This is a genomic window from Streptomyces sp. NPDC045287, from assembly GCF_056432325.1.
Genome location: NZ_JBWKJG010000012.1, coordinates 25,261 through 40,954 on the forward strand (window position 1 = coordinate 25,261; position 15,694 = coordinate 40,954).

Here is a 15,694-nt window from a genome sequence, read left to right on the forward strand (position 1 = left end):
CGGGCGCGGGGCGCGGTCACTTGCGGCCGGGGGTCCAGTTCATGCCCCAGCCGTACGCGCGGTCCACGGTCCGCTGGGGGCTGACTCCGCGCGCGGGGACCAGGTAGCGGGCCTCGCGCTGGACGACGAGGTCGTCGCCCTGGCGGGTGATCAGGGCGAGGGCGCAGACCGTGGACGGAACGGTGCACTCGTCGAGGGAGAACTCGATGGGCGCGCCGTGCCGCGGGGTGAGCGTGACGGTGGCGTGCAGGTCGGCGAAGCTGCGGGCGCCCTCATAGATGGTGACGAAGACGAGGATGCGGCGGAAGGCGTCCTTGTGGTCGAGGTTGACGGTGAGGTTCTCGCCGGTGTCCACGGCGCCCGTGCGGTCGTCGCCGTCGAGGTGGATGTACGGGGGGTGGTGCAGCGCGCCGAAGGTGTCGCCGAGCGCCTGGACGACGCCCTTGCTGCCGTCCGTCAACTCGAAGAGGGCGCACAGGTCGAGGTCGAGGGCCGCGTGGGGGGCGACGGTGCCGCCGCGCCTGGCGGCCCGGCCCCGGAACCGCTCGCTCACGCCCCAGTTGAGGTTCACGCGCAGGGCGCCGGAGGTGCCGCCCTGCTTGGTGAGCGACACGGACGGGGCGTCCTTCGTCAGGGTCACCTTCGACAGCCGCACCGGAGCGGGGGCCGGTACGGGGACGGGGACAGGGACGGGCGGCGCTTGTACGGGGGCCGGTACGGGCACGGGGACGGGTGCAGGCGGCACCTGCGCGGAAGGCGGCACGGGCATGGGGGCGGGCTCAGGCGGCACCTGCGCGGGAGGCGACACGCGGACGGGGGCGGGCTCAGACGGCACCTGCGCGGGAGGCGGCACCGGTGGCCGTGCGGGCGTCCCGGGCGCCGCGGCACCGGCGGCGGGCGCCGTACGCGCCGGGGACTCGGGCTGTTGCGGCTCATCGACCGCGATGCCGAAGTCCGTCGCCAGCCCCTCCAGCCCCGTGTCGTAGCCCTGCCCCACCGCGCGGAACTTCCAGGCGCCCTGCCGTCGGTACAGCTCGCCCATGATGAGGGCGCTCTCCACCGTCGCGTCCCGGCTGTCGAACCGGGCGACCTCCGCGCCGTCCGCCGCGTCCAGCACCCTGACGCACAGGTCCGGCACCTGGCGGAACGTGCCGCCGTCCGTCGACGCGGCCAGGACGACGCGCTCCACCGCGGCCTCCACATGCGGGAGGTCGACGGTGAGCGCGTCCGTCACGAACGCGCCGGAGGCCCGCTTCCCGTCGTGGCGCACCGCGCCCGAGGGGTGCGTCGTCTGGTTGTAGAAGACGAAGTCCGCGTCGGAACGCACTTTCCCCGAGACGAGGAGGAGGGCCGACACGTCGACGTCGGGCACCCCCGGAGCCGAACGCCAACCCAATTCGACGCGAAGGCTCCGCGTCGGTACCGGAACATTGGCTCCTTTAAGCATGGACATGCCGCCCCCATCGCGTTCCGCGCCCCAGGTGACTTATGTGGCGGCCACGCTAATCCCACCGGTTCCACCATGCTCGGCAGACCCGTCGGTAACCCCCCGCCATCTCGGCTTTTACACGATCATCACCTACTGCGGCGACCGATTTTCCCGTGTTCGGTCACATTGGGGTTCCGTGACCGCACAAGATACGTCAAACAACCCGCTTATCAGCCTTCCACCCGGCACAGCGTGGGCTTAACTTAGGCCCATGACCTCCCCCCGTGCCTCGTACGGCGGTGCGTACTACCACGCGCCGTCGTTCCCGGACACCCCGATCTACGACTCCTTGGTCGCAGAGCGGGGCACGCCTCAGATCGCCCCGATCCGAGTGCCCGCCGCGTACGACACCGGCAGCTCGTACCTGCCGGCGCTGCCCGCGGCTCTCCCCGCCCTCCCGGCGGCCCCCTCCCCGCAGCCCGCCGCCCCCTCCTACGGCGGCGGCTACGGCTACCCGCAGCAGGCCCCCGCGCCGCAGCACGCCCCGGTGCAGCACGCCCCCGTGCAGCCCGCGCCGATGCAGCACGCGCCGGCCCCGTACGCCCCGTACGTCCCGCAGCAGGCCGTGGCCCCGCGCGGCTACCCGGGTCCGCAGGGCCCGCAGCCGACGCGCCCCGTCGCCCCGGTCGCGGCCGGGTACGAGGCGATGCGCCCCGCCGCCCCGCGCCCCGCGCCGGCGCCCGCGCCCGCGGCGCCGTACGACGATCCGTACCGGCGGCCGTACCAGGGCGGCGGCTACTGACGGAGGCCGCGGGCACCGGGACGACGGGGACCCGGCATCGGCCGGACACCGGCCGGGAGCCGCTGGCAGGATGGGGCCATGCCGAGTGATGAGGTCACGCCCCAGCCCGCCCTGAGCTCCCTGCACGTCCACCCCGTGAAGGCCCTGGGGGGCTCCGCGCCCGCGCACGCGGTCGTGGAGCCGTGGGGCCTGGCCGGGGACCGCCGCTGGATGATCGCCGACCGGGACGGCAAGGCGGTGACGCAACGTCAGTACGCCGTGCTGGCGCCCGCCTCCGCCGAACTGCTGCCCGGCGGAGGGGTGCGGGTGTCCGCGCCCGGCCGCGCACCGCTGGCCGTCCCCGTGCCCGACCCCGCGGACGGCACGGTCGTCGTGGACGTGTTCGGCACGAAGGTCGACGCCGTGCCCGCCGGGCCGGAACCCGACGCGTGGTTCAGCGACTACCTGGGCGCCGACGTGCGGCTGGTCCACATGGACGACCCGGCGCGCCGCCGCCCCGTCGACCCCGACTACGCGCGCGCGGGCGAGACGGTCAACTTCGCCGACGGCTTCCCGCTGCTGCTCACCACGACCGCCTCCCTCGACGCCCTCAACGCGCTCGTCGCGGCGGGCGACCACGCCGACGAGGGACCGGTGCCCATGGAGCGGTTCCGGCCGACCGCCGTCGTCGACGGCACCGCCGCCTGGGAGGAGGACCGGTGGGCGCGGATCGCCATCGGCGAGGTCACCTTCCGCGTCGTCAAGCCGTGCAGCCGCTGCGTCGTGACCACCACCGACCAGCGCACCGGCGTCCGGGGGAAGGAGCCGCTGCGCACGTTGACGCGGCACCGCAGGTTCGGCGGCAAGGCGCTCTTCGGGCAGAACCTCGTCCCCGAGTCGACGGGCACCCTGCGCGTGGGCGACCCGGTGCGCGTCCTCGCCACCCGCGACGACGCGTGACACCCGCCGCCGGACGGGGTCACCCTCACGGAACGGACGTCACCGGCACGGGGGTCGGGCGGACGGTCGCGGCGCCCCGTGCGCGCTACGGTGGGGCGACGGGTCGATGAGCGGGCGGCCGCGAGCGCACGAGGCGGGGGCAGAGCAGCACCATGGCACAGGGCACGGTCCAGGTCACGCACAGCGGTACGTCGCGGTGGCGGCGCCGCACGGGTGAGTACGCCTCCCTCGCGGCGGCCCTGGAGGCCGCGGCGGACGGTGACGTCCTCACCGTCGCTCCCGGCACGTACCGGGAGAACCTGGTGCTGCGGCGCGCCGTGACGCTGCGCGGCGCGGACGGCGCCGCGGGCTCCGTGCGAATCGCCCCGGCCGACGGGGTGCCGCTGACCGTGCGCGCCTCCGCGACCGTGCGGGACCTGCACGTGGAGGGACAGGACACGGCGGCGCCCGCGCTGCTCGTCGAGGACGGCACGCCGGAACTGCTGGACCTGCGGATCGTGACCCGCTCGGCGGTCGGCATCGAGGTGCGGGGGGCGGCCCGGCCCACGGTGCGGCGGTGCACGGTCGACAACCCGGCGGGCGTCGGCATCGGCGTCCTGGACGGCGCGGGCGGCGTGTTCGAGGAGTGCGAGGTCGTCGCGGCGGGCCAGGCCGGGGTGTCGGTGACCGGCGGGGCGCACCCGCGGATCGAGCGGTGCCGGATCCACCACGCGTCGGGAGCGGGCCTCTCCGTCACCGGGGAGGACAGCGGCCTGGAGGCGATCGGCTGCGAGGTGTACGAGATCCGCGGCAGCGGCGTGCGCATCGGCGGACGGGCCGTGGCGCACCTGACCGACTCGGTGGTGCACCGCACGTCGGCGGACGGGGTGACGCTGGACACGGACGCCGTCCTGACGCTGTCCGACTGCGACATCCACGACGTGCTGGAGAACGCGGTCGACCTGCGGTCCCGGTCGGTGCTGACGCTGACGCGGTCGAAGGTGCGGCGGTTCGGGCGCAACGGGCTGTCCGTGTGGGACCCGGGGACCCGCGTCGATGCCAACCAGTGCGAGATCCACGACAGTACGGGCGACTACCCGGCGGTGTGGGTGAGCGACGGGGCGACGGCGGTGCTGGAGGCGTGCCGCGTCCACGGCGTGCCGGACGCGCTGTTCGTCCTCGACCGGGGGTCGCGGGTCGACGTGGTCGACAGCGACCTGTCCCAGGTGCGGAACACGGCCGTCTCCGTGAGCGACGGGGCGACCGCCCAGTTGGACGACTGCCGGATCCGGGACGCGGCCACGGGCGCCTGGTTCCGCGACCACGGCAGCGGCGGCACGCTCGCCGACTGTGCGTTCGACGGGGTGCAGACCGGGGTCATCGTCAGCAAGGGCGCCGATCCGGCCGTGGAGCGGTGCACGGTCACCTCGCCCGCGGAGGCCGGTTTCTACGTGTCGGCGGAGGGCCGCGGCACGTTCACCGGCTGCCGGGTCACGGGCAGCGGCGGTTACGGCTTCCACGTGATGGACGGGTGCCGGACGACGCTGCGGCGGTGCCGGACGGAGCGCTGCGCGCGCGGGGGCTACGAGTTCGGCGAGGACGGACCGGTCACCGAGGGGTGCACCAGCGACGAGAGCGGCATCGCCGGCCGTGCCGGTTCCGGTGCCCCGGCCGTGCCGGCCGCGTCGCCGCCCGGGGCCGCCGCGTCCGCCGTGGCCACGGCGACGGCGTCCGCTCCCGGCGGGCTGCTCGGCGCGGTCCCGGCGCAGGCGTCGATCGCGGCGCCCGCCCCGGAGCCGGTGCGCGACCCGCAGGACGTGCTGGGCGAACTGGACGCGCTGGTCGGGCTGGAGAGCGTCAAGCGGGAGGTCCGCACGCTCACCAACATGATCGAGGTGGGGCGCAGGCGGCAGGAGGCCGGGTTGAAGGCGGCGTCGGTCCGCCGCCACCTGGCGTTCACCGGCAACCCCGGCACGGGCAAGACGACGGTGGCGCGGCTGTACGGCGAGATCCTCGCGTCCCTCGGCGTCCTGGAGCGCGGCCACCTCGTCGAGGTGTCGCGGGTGGACCTGGTCGGGGAGCACATCGGGTCCACGGCGATCCGCACGCAGGAGGCGTTCGACCGGGCGCGCGGCGGGGTGCTGTTCATCGACGAGGCGTACGCGCTGTCCCCGGAGGACTCGGGCCGGGACTTCGGGCGTGAGGCGATCGACACGCTGGTGAAGCTGATGGAGGACCACCGGGACGCGGTGGTGGTGATCGTCGCCGGGTACACGGCGGAGATGGAGCGGTTCCTCTCCGCCAACCCCGGTGTGGCGTCGCGGTTCTCACGCACCATCAGCTTCCCCGACTACACGCCCGGAGAGCTGCTGCGGATCGTGGGGCGGCAGGCCGACGACCACGAGTACCGGCTCGCCGACGGCACGGCGGAGGCGCTGCTGAAGTACTTCGAGGCGCTGCCCAAGGGACCCGCCTTCGGCAACGGCCGCACCGCGCGGCAGACGTTCGAGTCGATGGTGGAGCGGCACGCGGGCCGGGTCGCCGCGCTCGCCCGCGCGAGTACGGACGACCTGACCCTGCTCTACCCGGAGGACCTGCCGGAACTGCCGTGAGGGGCGCTGCCGCCGGCCTCCTCCGGGCTGGTGCCGCGCTGTTGGGGCACCGGCAGGGGCAGGGCGGGGGGTAGCCGGTCGAGGAGCGCGGCCCGTTCGCGGGCGAACGCCGGGTCGGCCTGGTAGTCGGCGTGGCCGAGGATCGGCTCGGGCAGCGGGTGGTCGTGCGTGCGGCCGTAGACGACGGGGTCGCGCAGGGGCGGGTGGTCGACCTCCGGCTTGCCGCCCTCGGCGGGCAGCCGGACGGGGCCGCCGATCGGGTCGGTGCGCCGCCACAGGTTGCGCCAGCAGTGCACCTCGCGGTGGAGGCCGGCGAGCGGCTCGCGGCCGAAGTAGGCGGGGAACCACCGCCCGTACAGCCGCTCCAGCGGTGAGCCGTACGTGAGGAGCGCGATGCGGCGGCGGGTGGTGTGCGGCAGTTGCCAGAGCGCGGCGGCGGCGAGGACGCTGCCCTGCGAGTGGCCGGAGATGACGAGGCGCCCGCCCGTGCGGCCCGTCCAGGACGCCATGCGCCAGGCGAGGTCCGGTACGGCGCGTTCGGCGTAGCAGGGCGGGGCGAACGGGTGCGCGGCGCGCGGCCAGAACGTGCCGACGTCCCACAGGATGCCGATGGTGCGGCGGGCGGAGGCGTCCCGGTAGGCGCGGCGGCCCCAGGTGACGAACAGGAGGAAGCCCAGGCCCACCAGCCAGGAGCCGAGCGCCTGGCAGCCCTCGGCGGCGGCGTCGAGGAACGCGGGCGCCCCGTCGAACGCCTCCCCCGGCACCGTGCCGGTCCCCCAGGTGCCGGCGACGCCGCCCGCGCCGAGCAGCAGGGTCGCGGCGGCGAGCAGCCCGACGAGGACGGGCGCGGCGTCGGTGAGGCCGGCGGCGGCGCGGATGCCGGCGATCCGGCGGGTGCGGATCCGGTCGGGCGCCTCCCCCGCGTACTCGGCCTCGACGACGGGGGCGAGGCGCCGCGCGGTGAGCGCGGTCCGGACGGCGAGCAGCGCCGTCGGGACGAGCAGCAGGAGCAGCAGGACGGGGATGGCGGCGGCCTGCCAGCTGAGCAGCAGGGGCGGCCCGGCGATCGGGCCGTTTCCCGTGCCGGGTGTGCCGGGGCCGTCGAGCAGGTCGGCGACGCGCTGGGCGACCCCGCCCGCCATGACCCCGCCGAGGGCGCAGGCCAGCACGGCGACGGCGGGCCCGGCGAGGCCGTGCAGCGCGGTGCCCGGGTCGGGCGCGCGGCGGTGCAGACGCACCGCCACGGCGGCGAGGAGCACGATGAGGACGCCCTGGCCGAGGGTGAGGACGCCGAACGCGGCGTCGCCGGGCAGGGCGCCCGAGGACCGCCAGCCGGGCCGGGACCAGGAGGCGTACAGGGCGGCGAGGAGGAGCAGGGCGGCGGAGGAGGCGGGCAGCCAGGAGGTCAGGGTCCGGTCGAGGCGGCCGTCGAGGCGGCGCTCGCTGCGGCCCCGCCGGCAGACGACGACCACCACGACGACGGCCCCGGCGGCGAGGGCGCCCTCGATGCACCGGCCGAGGGCCGCGGGGAGCGTGCCGTCGGCGCCCCGGTCGTGGCGGGCGGCGGCGCCGGCGACGGCGGCGGCGACGGTGAGGAGCCCGGCGGCGGTGTGCGCGGCGCGGAGCCGCGCGACGAGGCGGCGGCCGTACCAGAAGCCGGGGCGGCCGAGGGCGGGGCGGCCGTCGTGCTCGTCCTCGCCGCGCGGCGGGCGCTGGGCCTCGTACGCGGTCCAGGTGCGGCGGGACAGGTACCACAGGAGGGCGACGAGCGCGGTGGGTATCGCGGCGGCGACGGTGAGGCGGCGGCCGGGCTGGGACCACCAGCCGCCCTCCGAGGCGGCGAGGAAGCCCAGCCAGGAGCGGTCTTCGGTGCAGGCGGCGGCGCCCGCGCACTGCCACGCCGCCAGGTCGAGGGCGACCTCGCAGGCGGCGGCGGTGAGGAGCACGGTGAGGCTGAGCGCGACCAGCCGGACGAGGACGCCGTACAGGCGGGCGGAGCGGCCGTGTCCGGCGGCGGGCGGGCGCATCCAGTGGGCCAGGTTGACCACCATGAACGGCAGGAGGAGCAGCCACAGGGCCCGGGTGCCGTTGCCGGAGGTGAGGTTGGACCAGCAGTACGCCTCCGGGACGGGCCCGTCCCGGAACCGTTCGGGTTCGCCCTCGGCGCGCAGGTCGGTGGCCCGCCGGTACACGGCGGCGGTGCCGTCACCGGTGACGCGGACGGCGCGGGGGTCGTCGAGCATCTCGGCGGGGGTGGTGCCGCCGACGCCGTGCACGAGGAGTTCGAGCGCGGCGCCGGTGTTGCGCGGTTCCGGTACGGCGACCGGAGCGGGTTCCGGGGTGGCTGGGGACACGTCGGTGCTCGCTCTCTGCGGCAGGGGTGTGCGGCGGGGCGACGCGACCAGCCTGGCCGGTCGGGACGGTGCGCCGCACGGCTCTCACGTAATCTCCCCGCCGTCCCCCGATATGAAGCGCGTGGCAGGATGTGCCTGCCCGGCCGGCAGCGCGAACGGCGGACCCATGACGTACGACCCACGACCACGGAAGGACCGGCCCCTGCGGTGAGCGACAACCAGAACCTCCTCGCGGAGCAGCGGCGTGCCTTGATCCTCGACGAGGTGAGGCGGCGCGGCGGGGTGCGGGTCAACGAACTCACCCGCCGGCTCAACGTCTCGGACATGACGGTCCGCCGCGACCTGGACGCGCTGGCGCGGCAGGGGATGGTCGAGAAGGTCCACGGCGGGGCGGTGCCGGTCGCCGAGGTGCGGACGCACGAGCCGGGCTTCGAGGCGAAGTCGGCGCTGGAGCCGGGCGCGAAGGAGGACATCGCGCGGGCGGCGGTGGCGATGGTGGCGCCGGGCAGCGCGATCGCCCTGTCGGGCGGCACGACGACGTACGCGGTGGCTCGGCGGCTGCTGGACGTGCCGGACCTGACGGTGGTGACGAACTCGATGCGGGTCGCGGACGTGTTCCACTCCGCGCCGGCCCCGGAGCCGGGCGGCGGGGCGCGGCCGGGGGCGGCGACGGTGGTGCTGACGGGCGGGGTGCGGACGCCGTCGGACGCGCTGGTCGGCCCGGTGGCGGACCAGGCGATCGGGTCGCTCCACTTCGACGTGCTGTTCCTCGGGGTGCACGGGGTGTCGGTGGAGGCGGGGCTGTCCACGCCGAACCTGGCGGAGGCGGAGACGAACCGGCGGCTGATCCGGTCGGCGCGGCGGGTGGTGGTCGTCGCGGACCACACGAAGTGGGGGAAGGTGGCGCTGAGTTCGTTCGCCCGGCTGGAGGACGTCGACACGCTGGTGACGGACGCCGGGGTGTCCGACGAGGTGCGGGCCGCGATGGCGGAGCACCTGCCGGGGCTGGTCGTCGCGGACCGGGAGAGCGGCGCGGCGGCCGCGTCCGGGCCGGCGGGCGAGGGGTGGGACGGGGCGTGAGCGTCTTCCGGCTGGAACGGCGTACGGGGCTGCCGGTGACGGAGGCGTGGCGGCGGGTCACCGATTGGCCGGCGCACGCCGCGGGGGTTCCGCTGACCCGGGTGAGGGTGCTGACGCCGGGCCCGCCGGGTGCGGGGACGCGGTTCACGGCGCGTACGGGGATCGGGCCGCTGGGCTTCGACGACCCGATGGCGGTGGTCCGCTGGGAGCCGCCGGGTGCCGGGGCGGGAGGACCGGAGCCGGGGGTGTGCCGGCTGGAGAAGTACGGGCGGGTGGTGCGCGGCTGGGCCGAGATCGCGGTGCGCGCGGAGGGTGCGGGGGCGCGGGTGACGTGGGTGGAGGAACTGCGGGTGCGCGGGCTGCCCCGGTGGTGCGACCCGCTGCTGGCCCGGGCGGGGCGGTGGGTCTTCGGCCGGGAGCTGGAGCGGCTGCTGCGCGGGCCCGGGCCAGGGGGCGGTGCCCCCGGGGCCGTAGGAGGGTGACGGCCCGTCAGGCGGGCTGACGGGCCGCCGGGCGGTCAGCCGGGCCAGGCGCCGGTGGCGAGGAACTCGTCGAGGGTCGCCGCGTACGGGCCGATGTCGAGCCCCTGCTCCGCCAGCCACGCGTCGGAGTAGTACTTGTCCAGATACCGCTCCCCCGGGTCGCAGATCAGCGTGACGACGCTGCCGGTGCGGCCCTGCGCCACCATCTCCGCGACGATCTTCAGGGCGCTCCACAGGCCGGTGCCGGTGGAGCCGCCCGCCTTGCGGCCGATGGCCTTCTCCAGGGCGCGGACGGCGGCGACGCTCGCGGCGTCGGGGACCTTCATCATGCGGTCGATGGCGCCCGGGAGGAAGCTGGGCTCCATGCGGGGCCGGCCGATGCCCTCGATGCGGGAGCCGCAGTCGCTGGCGGCGCGCGGGTCGTCGCGCGTCCAGCCCTCGAAGAAGCAGGAGTTCTCGGGGTCGGGGACGCAGACGCGGGTGTCGTACTGCATGTAGCGGACGTAGCGGGCGATGGTGGCGGACGTGCCGCCGGTGCCGGCCGTGGCGACGATCCACGCGGGCTCCGGGTACCGCTCCAGGCGCAGTTGCTGGTAGACGGACTCGGCGATGTTGTTGTTGCCGCGCCAGTCGGTGGCGCGCTCGGCGTACGTGAACTGGTCCATGTAGTGCCCGCCGGTGTCGACGGCGAGGGCGGCGGCCTCCTCGTACATGCGGCGCGGGTCGTCGACGAAGTGGCAGCGGCCGCCGTGGAATTCGATGAGGCGGATCTTCTCGGCGCTGGTGGTGCGCGGCATGACGGCGATGAAGGGGACGCCGATCAGGCTCGCGAAGTACGCCTCGGAGACCGCGGTCGAACCGCTGGACGCCTCGATGACGGGCTTGTCGGGGCGGATCCAGCCGTTGCACAGGCCGTACAGGAAGAGGGAGCGGGCGAGGCGGTGCTTGAGGCTGCCGGTGGGGTGGGTCGACTCGTCCTTGAGGTAGAGGTCGATGCCCCAGTGCTCGGGCAGCGGGAAGCGCAGGAGGTGCGTGTCCGCCGACCTGTTCGCGTCCGCCTGCACCTTTCGTACGGCATCTTTCAGCCAGGTCCGGTAGGCCGGATCGCTGCGGTCGACGTCGATGGTCGCGGTGGGCGCGGGGCCCTTCGCGGTCCTGCCGGCGACCGGTCCGGTCGGCTCGGGCTGCTCAACGGTCGTCATGCGCCACTCCTCGTCGTCGGCGTCCTGCGCACCACGGTCTCCCCATGGGTCCCGCGACCGAACATACCTCCCTCACCTGGGCAAACGATGACTTTGGCCCTCCATAGGAACGGCTTGCAGGGCGGCCGGGGAGGTGCACTGGCGCGGACGCGGGCGGTCCGTGCAGACTGGGCCCCCGGAACGGGTGCGAAGGGGGCGGCGGAACCGTGTCTGAACCCGAATTCAGCGCCACAGGGGTACGCATCGAGCGGTGGCCGCGCTCTTTGACGACGGCCGGCGAGGTCCGCATCGAGGGCGGCCGGCTGGCCCTGCTGACCAGCTACGGCCGGGAGATCGACAGTGCCCCGGTGCGCACCGTGCGGGCGGGCCGGCCGTGGTTCGCGGCGCGCGACGCGGCCGTCGCGACGCTCAACGGCGCCCGCTACCGGTTGACCATGGAACAGCGCAACCACCGGCCGGGGGTCGGCGCGACCCTGTCCGGTCGCTTCCTGGAGGCCGTGCGCAGGGCGGGCGGCCGACGGGACTGACGGGGCGTCCGCTGCCGCGAGTTGCGAAGCGGCCACGCCTGGTCCACGCTGGATTGACATCACTCAGGGTGAACCGGCGGTGACGCTGCGATCCAGCCCGTCGGACCACGAGCCAGCCATCCACTGGATCCGATCCTCGTCTTCTTCCGGACCTACTTCGGGGAGTCGCAGCCGTGATCAGCCAGGCAAGCAGCAGGCAGTGCGCGGTAGAGCTCCAGGCCCTGCCGTCGCGGATCGGTCAGATCCGCAGAATCGTCTCGGCGCAACTGCGCTACTGGAATCTCGATCCCCTCATCGAGAAGGCGGCGCTCGGCGTCACCGAGCTCCTCACCAACGTGCACCAGCACGCCAAGCCGGACAAGATCTGCACGGTCGAGATCGAGTTCCTCCTCGACCGGCTCACGGTCTCCGTCCACGACCACGACCCGCGCCTCCCCACCGTCGTGCACCTGCAGGACGGGCCGGACCCGCTCGCCACGTCGGGGCGCGGTCTCGCGCTGATAGAGGCGGTGAGCGAGAGCTGGGGCGCCCGCCCGCAGGGCGACTCGGGGAAGGTCGTGTGGTTCACGCTCCCCGCGCCCGCGCCCGCGTCCGCACCCGTCGGCATCCCTGTGGTCCCGGCGTACGGGGCCGTGGGCGGCGTCGTGTTCAAGGAGCCCGTGCCGTTCGGGGACGCCGCGGAGGCGGCGAAGGCGGTGCGCGGGCACGCCGCCGTCCGGTCGGCCGTGGCGGGCTGACCGGACGGCGGGAACGGCGGGGCCCGCGGGCGCCCCGCCGCCGCGCGGACAGCGGCGGCGGCCGTGCGGGAGCGGCGGGACGGCCGTGCGGGAGCGGCGGGAGGGCCGTGCGGGAGCGGCGGGACGGCCGTGCGGGAGCGGATCTGGATTCTGTACCTACTGGTATGTACAGTCCCTCCATGACCACTTCCGAACGACTCGTCGACGCCACGCGCGACCTGCTGTGGGAACGCGGCTACGTCGGGACCAGCCCGAAGGCGATCCAGCAGCGGGCGGGCGCCGGCCAGGGCAGCATGTACCACCACTTCGCCGGCAAGTCCGACCTGGCGCTGGCCGCCATCCGCCGCACCGCCGAGGAGATGCGCGCCGCGGCCGAGCGGGTCCTGGGCGGCGGAGGCACGGCCTACGCGCGCGTGGAGGCGTACCTGCGGCGCGAGCGCGACGTGTTGCGGGGCTGCCCGGTGGGGCGGCTGACGATGGACCCCGAGATCGTCGCGGACGACACGCTGCGCGCACCGGTCGACGAGACCCTGGACTGGCTGCGCGGGCGCCTCGCGGGCGTCCTCCGGGAGGGCGTGGCGGGCGGCGAGTTCGACCGGGCGCTGGACCCGGAGCGCACGGCCTCGGCGGTCGTGGCGACGGTGCAGGGCGGCTACGTCCTCGCCCGCGCCTCCGGGTCGGCGGCGGCGTTCGGCACGGCGGTCGACGGGCTGCTGGCCCTGCTCGCGGGGCGGAGGACGGCCTGATGCACGCGATGCAGTACGAGATCACCCTCCCCGCCGACTACGACATGGGCCTCATCCGCCACCGGGTGGCCACCCGCGGCCACCTGCTGGACGACTTCGCGGGGCTCGGCCTCAAGGCGTACCTGGTGCGGGAGCGGTCGGCGGGCGCACCGGTGAACCAGTACGCGCCCTTCTACCTGTGGGCGGCGCCCGAGGGCATGAACGCGTTCCTGTGGGGGCCGGGGTTCCAGGGGATCGTCGACGACTTCGGGCGCCCCGAGGTGCGCCACTGGGCGGGCGCGGCGTACGGCGAGGGGCCGTCGGCCGACGCGGCGCCCCGGTATGCGGTGCGGCGGCGGGAGCGGATCGGCGAGGGCGGGCGGCCCGCCGACGCGGTGGCGCGGGCGGTGGAGGCGCACGGGCGGCTCGTGCGGGAGGAGGGGCTCGTGGCGGCCGCGGTGGCGGTCGACCCGCGCCACTGGGAGCTGCTGGCGTTCAGCCTGTGGGCCGGGCCGGCCCCGGAGGGGGCGGGGGACGTGTTCCGGGTGCTGCACCTGTCCCAGCCCGGCCGCGCGGCGCTGCGGCACGGCCGGCACTGGGACTGAGCGCGCGTCAGCCGACCGGGACGAGGGTCAGGTACGCGATGCCGAGGACGTCGCGGTAGCCGTTGAGCCAGGAGGCGCGCTGCCGGTCGACGCGGACGCGGGTCTCGGCGGCGGCCGGGTGGTCGGGGTGGTTCGCGAGCCACAGCTCCACGTCGTGGCGGTAGCCCGACTCGAACCGCTCCCACTCGTCCCGGTCCGCCGTCTCGATCCAGGCGGGGCGGAAGCCCGCCTCGACGGCCTCGTCGACGAGCGCGCCGAGCAGCGGGTGGTCGCCCTCGTGGGCGCCCGGCCACATCCGGGCCAGCTCCTCCGGGGTGGGAACGCGTTCCCAGAAGCCCTCGCCGAGGAGGACCCGGCCGCCCGGCGCCACCAGGCGCCGCAGTTCGCGCAGGACGGCCGCCACCTCGTACGGGCCCTCCGGGTCGCAGAGCGCCTGTCCGGCGCCCAGGCACAGGACGAGGTCGGCGGGGCCGCGCGCCGTCCCCAGGGCGGACTCCTCCACGAACTCGACGCGCCCGGCGAGGCCGCGCTGCGCGGCGAGGTCCCGTCCGCGGGCCAGGTCCTCGGCGTTGATGTCGAGGCCGACGCCGGTCGCGCCGGGCACGGCGTCGAGGACGCGCAGCAGGAACTCGCCCCAGCCGCAGCCGATGTCCAGGACCGTGGCGGGCCGGGCGGCGGCCAGGGAGGCGACGAGCCGCCGGGCGCGGTCCTCGGACAGCGGCCCGTGGAAGGCGAGGCGGGTGAGGCGGGGCGGGAGATCGGTTCCGGTCATGATCCGGGACCCTACGTTCGGAGGCGATCCGACGGGCGGGATTTTTCTCCGGCCGTCGGGCCGGCGCACCGCGCCCCGGCGGGGCATTGGCCCGGCGGGCGCCGCCTCAACCGTGGGCGACCGGTCTGCCGAGCGCGGCGAGCGGGTCGTCGAGGACGGGCTGCCACGCCAGTTCGGCGGCGCCCGCGAGGCTGTTGTGGTCCAGGGCGCAGCCGAGGAGGGGGACGCCCCCGCTGCGGCCCCACAGGCTGCGGTCGGCGACGACGGCCCGGAGCCGTTCGGGATCGGCGGCGAGCAGTTCGCGGTGGAGGCCGCCCAGGATGATCCGGTCCGGGTTGAGGATGTTGACCAGGCCGGCGAGGCCCAGCCCGAGCCGGTCGACGAGTTCCTCGACGGCGACCCGCACCCCGGGGTCGCCGGGCTCGTCGCGGAGCAGGTCCCGGCACTGCTGGAGCAGGGACACCTCGGGGCCCGGCACGCGGCCGGCGGCGGTGAGGAAGGCCAGCGGGTCGGTCTCGACGTCCAGGCAGCCGCGGCTCCCGCAGTGGCAGGGGCGGCCCGCCGGGTTGACGGTGAGGTGGCCGACCTCCAGGGCGAGGCCGGAGCTGCCGGTGTGCAGCCGCCCGTCGAGGACGAGGGCGCCGCCGACCCCGCGGTGGCCGGTGGCGACGCACAGCAGGTGCTGGGCGCCGCGGCCGGCGCCGTGCCGGTGCTCGGCGAGCGCGGCGAGGTTGACGTCGTTGCCGGTGAAGGCGGGGCCGTCGATGCCGGCGGCGCGGACGAGGTCGGCGAAGACGTCCCGTACGGGCGCCCCCGCGGGCCAGGCGAGGTGCAGCGGGTTGAGGGCGGTGCCCTCCGGCTCGGCGACCGCGGAGGGCACGGCGAGACCGGCGCCCACGCAGCGGCGGCCGCTCTCGCGCAGCAGCCCGGCGCCCACGTCGACGACGGCCGCCAGGACCTGCGCGGGGTCGGCGGTGACCTCCAAGCAGCCGGGCGCGGTCGCCACGATCCGGCCGCCGAGGCCGACGAGGGCGGCGCGGAACCCGTCGGCGTGGACCTGCGCGGCGAGGGCGACGGGCCCGTTCTCGTCGATGGTCAGCCGGTGCGACGGCCGGCCCTGGGAGCCGGCGGCGGCGGGGCGCGAGTCGACGCGGATCAGCCCGAGGGCCTCCAGTTCGGCGGCGACGGCGCCCGCGGTGGCGCGGGTGACGCCCAGTTCGGCGGTGAGGACGGCGCGGGTCGGCGCCCGGCCCGTGTGCACCAGTTCCAGCGCCGGGCCGAGCGCGCTGCGGCCCCTGTCGAGCCGTGTCCGGGTCGTCGTCGCCTTGCCGTTCATGGGGGCGAGTCTCCCATGGTCGGCTGCGCCGACCGCGCCGGTGGGCCGTTTCGGCCATCCCCCGGCGGGTACCGCCGGCAGCGGTGACGGGCCCCCGCGCTCCGCGCGCGCGG

At 75.8% G+C, this 15,694-nt stretch carries 14 protein-coding genes; 9 read left to right on the forward strand and 5 right to left on the reverse strand.

All coding sequences use genetic code 11. The features are described from left to right. Positions 1–16 precede the first annotated feature (16 nt). Positions 17–1,447 carry a TerD family protein gene (locus tag AC07D6_RS20320; RefSeq protein WP_479046597.1) on the reverse strand — a complete coding sequence of 477 codons (1,431 nt, stop codon included), beginning with the start codon at positions 1,445–1,447 and terminating at the stop codon, positions 17–19. Between the two features lie 253 nt (positions 1,448–1,700). On the opposite strand from AC07D6_RS20320, the gene AC07D6_RS20325 reads away from it, so the two are divergent. The 3 genes from AC07D6_RS20325 to AC07D6_RS20335 all read left to right on the forward strand — a co-directional run bounded on the left by AC07D6_RS20325 (position 1,701) and on the right by AC07D6_RS20335 (position 5,761). Then, positions 1,701–2,231: a DUF6643 family protein gene (locus AC07D6_RS20325; RefSeq protein ID WP_479046247.1), complete on the forward strand. Its 531-nt coding sequence runs from the start codon at positions 1,701–1,703 to the stop codon at positions 2,229–2,231. Between the two features lie 78 nt (positions 2,232–2,309). Further along, positions 2,310–3,170 (forward strand): MOSC domain-containing protein, encoded by an 861-nt coding sequence (locus AC07D6_RS20330; protein WP_479046249.1) that lies wholly within the window; start codon positions 2,310–2,312, stop codon positions 3,168–3,170. A 152-nt stretch (positions 3,171–3,322) separates the two neighbouring features. Continuing rightward, positions 3,323–5,761 carry a right-handed parallel beta-helix repeat-containing protein gene (locus tag AC07D6_RS20335; protein WP_479046252.1) on the forward strand — a complete coding sequence of 813 codons (2,439 nt, stop codon included), beginning with the start codon at positions 3,323–3,325 and terminating at the stop codon, positions 5,759–5,761. Here the strand turns inward: AC07D6_RS20335 and AC07D6_RS20340 are convergent. Next, complete coding sequence (locus AC07D6_RS20340; protein WP_479046254.1) at positions 5,731–8,115, reverse strand: hypothetical protein; 2,385 nt, start codon at positions 8,113–8,115, stop codon at positions 5,731–5,733. The two genes, AC07D6_RS20335 and AC07D6_RS20340, sit on opposite strands and share 31 nt — an antisense overlap. Positions 8,116–8,322: 207 nt before the next feature. Between AC07D6_RS20340 and AC07D6_RS20345 the strand changes: the two genes are divergently transcribed. Continuing rightward, complete coding sequence (locus AC07D6_RS20345) at positions 8,323–9,195, forward strand: DeoR/GlpR family DNA-binding transcription regulator (protein ID WP_315879115.1); 873 nt, start codon at positions 8,323–8,325, stop codon at positions 9,193–9,195. Then, entirely contained in the window at positions 9,192–9,677 is a 486-nt protein-coding gene (locus AC07D6_RS20350; protein ID WP_479046256.1) for an SRPBCC family protein, read from the forward strand. Before AC07D6_RS20345 ends, AC07D6_RS20350 begins: the two co-directional genes overlap by 4 nt. Before the next feature lie 35 nt (positions 9,678–9,712). On the opposite strand, the gene cds1 is transcribed toward AC07D6_RS20350, so the two are convergent. Next, entirely contained in the window at positions 9,713–10,879 is a 1,167-nt protein-coding gene (gene cds1 / locus AC07D6_RS20355; protein ID WP_479046259.1) for an L-cysteine desulfhydrase Cds1, read from the reverse strand. Positions 10,880–11,085: 206 nt separating this feature from the next. Here cds1 and AC07D6_RS20360 point away from each other — a divergent pair, with 206 nt between their 5' ends. The 4 genes from AC07D6_RS20360 to AC07D6_RS20375 all read left to right on the forward strand — a co-directional run bounded on the left by AC07D6_RS20360 (position 11,086) and on the right by AC07D6_RS20375 (position 13,473). Beyond that, positions 11,086–11,406 carry a hypothetical protein gene (locus AC07D6_RS20360; protein WP_315879118.1) on the forward strand — a complete coding sequence of 107 codons (321 nt, stop codon included), beginning with the start codon at positions 11,086–11,088 and terminating at the stop codon, positions 11,404–11,406. 176 nt (positions 11,407–11,582) lie between these two features. Next, positions 11,583–12,143, forward strand: coding sequence for an ATP-binding protein (locus AC07D6_RS20365; RefSeq protein ID WP_479046599.1), 561 nt, complete (start codon positions 11,583–11,585; stop codon positions 12,141–12,143). Between the two features lie 179 nt (positions 12,144–12,322). Further along, positions 12,323–12,889 (forward strand): TetR/AcrR family transcriptional regulator, encoded by a 567-nt coding sequence (locus AC07D6_RS20370; protein ID WP_479046262.1) that lies wholly within the window; start codon positions 12,323–12,325, stop codon positions 12,887–12,889. After that, the gene (locus AC07D6_RS20375) at positions 12,889–13,473 is read left to right on the forward strand and encodes a DUF4865 family protein (RefSeq protein WP_479046264.1); all 585 of its coding nucleotides are present in this window, start codon (positions 12,889–12,891) and stop codon (positions 13,471–13,473) included. The genes AC07D6_RS20370 and AC07D6_RS20375 overlap by 1 nt, the downstream gene beginning before the upstream one ends. A 7-nt stretch (positions 13,474–13,480) precedes the next feature. On the opposite strand, the gene AC07D6_RS20380 is transcribed toward AC07D6_RS20375, so the two are convergent. Then, complete coding sequence (locus AC07D6_RS20380) at positions 13,481–14,245, reverse strand: cyclopropane-fatty-acyl-phospholipid synthase family protein (protein WP_479046267.1); 765 nt, start codon at positions 14,243–14,245, stop codon at positions 13,481–13,483. Positions 14,246–14,351: 106 nt separating this feature from the next. Then, positions 14,352–15,581, reverse strand: coding sequence for an ROK family protein (locus AC07D6_RS20385; RefSeq protein ID WP_479046270.1), 1,230 nt, complete (start codon positions 15,579–15,581; stop codon positions 14,352–14,354). Between the last annotated feature and the right edge of the window lie 113 nt (positions 15,582–15,694).